At 35.0% G+C, this 3459-nt stretch carries 2 protein-coding genes; both read left to right on the top strand.

Annotated elements, in window-relative coordinates:
• The first annotated feature begins 405 nt into the window (after positions 1-405).
• On the top strand, positions 406-3015 hold the full coding sequence (locus ABWO41_RS16775) for a DUF3857 domain-containing protein (protein ID WP_353140473.1): 2610 nt from the start codon (positions 406-408) through the stop codon (positions 3013-3015).
• Positions 3016-3096: 81 nt separating this feature from the next.
• Complete coding sequence (locus ABWO41_RS16770; RefSeq protein ID WP_353140471.1) at positions 3097-3285, top strand: hypothetical protein; 189 nt, start codon at positions 3097-3099, stop codon at positions 3283-3285.
• Positions 3286-3459: the final 174 nt, after the last annotated feature.

Raw genomic sequence — 3459 nt, 5'->3', positions numbered from 1 at the left:
AAAGGTGGCTTTTAAATTCTTCAGCAGTATTCGAAAAAATTCTTTGATATGTTAATGAAAAACTTCCGTTCTGGTTAAGTTGTACGATATGTGGCTCTATTAAAAAACCTAAAAAATCGTGTTTGGCTAACGAATATACTAATTGATAAGGCTTCTTGCTGTCTACTCTTAACATCTAAAAAAAATTTTTAGAAGTTAAAAGTTTAAAAAGCGCTAAAGTAACAATAAAAACGATCAAATCGCTTTTCAAGCCAGAAAATATAATCGACCAAATGTCATAAATCTAAATATTCTAAGTTTTATTGTCTTAAATAATATAAATCAGGATAAAAATTACTATAATTATTTAAAATAAATTCCATAAGATAAATCTAAGTCTAATAGCCGTTAAAATTTTATTTATAAATGAAAAGACATCGCCTTTTGCTCTTACTAATAGCTTTTTTAAGCGCTTTAAATGTTTTCTCTGCACCTAAGGTCGAGAAGAAAGAAAAACCAGAGTGGGTAATAGATGTAAAAGATTCTGAAAAGAAGATTCCCTCGAAATCGATAAAAGAAGGTTATTATTATAAGCTTTTCGATAATCAGATTCATGTACAATCAGAAGCAGACTACAATCATTTTATTTTTGACATAGCCTCTAAAGTTGGTGTGCAGCAAGCTTCAAATATTTCGGTGACTTTTATTCCGGATTATCAAAAGCTTATTTTTCACGATATTACTGTTTGGAGAGCGGGGAAACCTATCAATAAACTAAAATTAAGTGAAATTAAAGTCCTGCCAACAGAAAACGAACTATCCAGTTTTTTATATCATGGAACTTATTATGCGCATATAATATTGGATGATATTAGAGTAGGAGACAGGATTGAATATTCCTATACTCTAAAAGGTAGGAATCCGGTATTTTCAGGTAAATACAGCGAAAGTCTTTTTTTCAATGAATTTGTACCTATAGCCCATTTGTATAAAAGGCTGATAGTTGATAAAAATCGCAAACTTAATTTTAAAAATTTTGGGAATATCCCAAAAGTCAAAAACAGTGCAGATAACCAATATCAATATTATGAGTGGGAATCTTTTTCTGTTCCGGCGGTAGAAGCAGAAGAGAGAATGCCTGCCTGGGAGAGCGTTTATTCGCGGGTAGAAATTTCGGAATATCAAACGTGGGAAGAAGTTGTTAACTGGGCGATGGCTCTTAATCCTGTTAAAGAAGTAAATTCTGGCACATTAGGAGAGAAGGTAAAAGAACTGAAACAAATACATCGGGGCTATCATAAAGAAGGGTACATAGAAGATGCCATTCGATTGGTTCAGGACGATATTCGTTATATGGGAGTTGAAATTGGTGTTTATTCCCATAAGGCAAATTCTCCGGAAAAAGTCTTCAGCCAAAGATATGGCGACTGTAAAGATAAGTCTGTGTTATTAGCCAGCATTCTTAAAAGCGGAGGTATTAATGCCAGTCTGGCTCTTGTAAATAGCAGAACGGGAAGTGTTCTTAATGAAAGTCTTATTTCGCCCTTACGGTTCGATCATATGATCGTCTATATTAATCACAAAGGAAGATCTTATTTTATAGATCCTACGATATCTTATCAGAGAGGAGGGCTTTATAGTCTTTATTGTCCTAAATACTATAAGGCATTGGTACTTTCTGCTGGTCAGAAAAAATTAACAGATATTCCTCAGCAGCCTGTAGAATTAGGCAAAATAACGGTTGAGGAAAGTTTTTTTATGTATCCCAGAGGAGAGGGAGTAAGGCTTCAGGTTCGAAGTGTTTATTCTGGAAATCATGCTAATGACATGCGCTATCGGTTTGCATATAGTGGAGAAGAGGGAATGGAAAAGGAGTTTCTGGAATATTACAGAAAACTATATAATGAGGTTGAGCTATCAGATTCTATCAGTGTTTTTGATAATGAACAGAATAATACTTTTGAAATAATTGAAAATTATGACTTAAAAGATGTCTGGAAACCCGTAGATGAAAACGGCCAGAGACATGCGTTCTATTTTAGCGCAGCTCTGATTAGTGAAAATTTTGCTAAAGTAAATCCGCGTAGGAAATATGGGTTAGGATTAAATTATCCTTATGAGATAAAATATAATATTAATTTTCATATGTGGGCTCCCTGGTCTATAAAAAAGGAGCATTTCGATATAAAAAGAGCCGCATATGAATTTTCTTCCAATACTTTTTCTAAAGGAAATATCATATCTATAGAATATAATCTTAAAACTTCTAAAGACCATATTTTGGTTTCTGAACTGGCAGAATACAGGAAGGATATTCCTGAAATAGAAAAGCATATGGGGCTGGAATTATATTATTCAGGAAACGGGATTCCTGTTCTAACCAATGGTTTTGTCTTACTTTGCACCGTGGGATTTGCTTGTTTCTTTTTGCTGGCGTGTTTTTTATGCTACAGGCTATACATTAGACCTTCTGGTTATGTTATTTCAATTGAAGAGCAGAGTGCCTATCAAAATGAAAATCTGGGTTGGGTTTGGGGTTTAATGGCTATTGTTCCTGTATTTGCTATTTGTGAATTAATTGTGCTGGTAATAAACTATTTTTCCGCTATCAGTTATTTACGGGTGGGCCAATTAAATGGGCAAACTTTTTTACCCATGCTATTCCATCTCTTTAAGCCTCTTATAAATTTGTGCAATGTCTTTTTAGGAGTGTTACTGTTTCTGTTTTTAGTAAACAGAAGGACAGAAACGCTAAAATATGCCAATATTTGGGGCGTATTTAACATTTTAAGTCTTGGAATTTATTGGATAGATAAAGAATCTTCTTTGGAACAAGTGTCTTCTGAATTTAGAATATTGATGTTTTTAGGACTGGCGATATTAATCATGTGTCTGTATTGTTTCAAAACATCAGAAACTATTGATAGGATCTTTAAAATCCCTTATCCTTATGCTGATAAGAAAAAGAGCTATAAGCCATTAAAGCGTAAAATACCTAAAACTGCGGAATTGGAAAGGGAAGAAGAGGTATTATAAATGCAAAACATTTTTGAATATTTATCTTTCCAGCTATAGAAGGAAAGCTTTCTGCATGATTTTCTTTTAGAAGGATCTTGCTTGGACAGTGATAAGAAGCCAGACAGAGCAAATGCGAACAGCAGTAAACCATCTTTCTGCCCGAGCAGCGGTCTCTTGAGGACACCTTCTCCTCCAAAAGGGACTCCTTCGGAGCAGGGAGAAAGAAGAGTTGGCAATAACACAAGAAACAGGCAGTATGAACAATGGTTGCCTTATAAGTTTGCGTAGGGTCTTCTTTGCAGAAAGACCCTGCTGGACAATGACCAGAAGCTCAGACAGAGATAAAGCGAACAGCAGTGAGCCATCTCTCTGGCCGAGCAGCAGTCTCTCGAAGAGGCCCCCTGCGACAAAAGAGTGATTTCCCTTTAGCTTAATACCTATGCGAATATTTCTGGACGAGAT

The organism is Pseudopedobacter sp., from assembly GCF_040392825.1.
Lineage (GTDB): Bacteria > Bacteroidota > Bacteroidia > Sphingobacteriales > Sphingobacteriaceae > Pseudopedobacter.
Note: the sequence above shows the minus strand (reverse complement) of the source record. Positions and strands in the feature narration are given on the sequence as shown.

Excerpts from the sequence above, each read along its gene's own strand:
- ABWO41_RS16775 (WP_353140473.1), top strand. The coding sequence starts at position 406 with ATGAAAAGACATCGCCTTTTGCTCTTACTAATAGCTTTTTTAAGCGCT.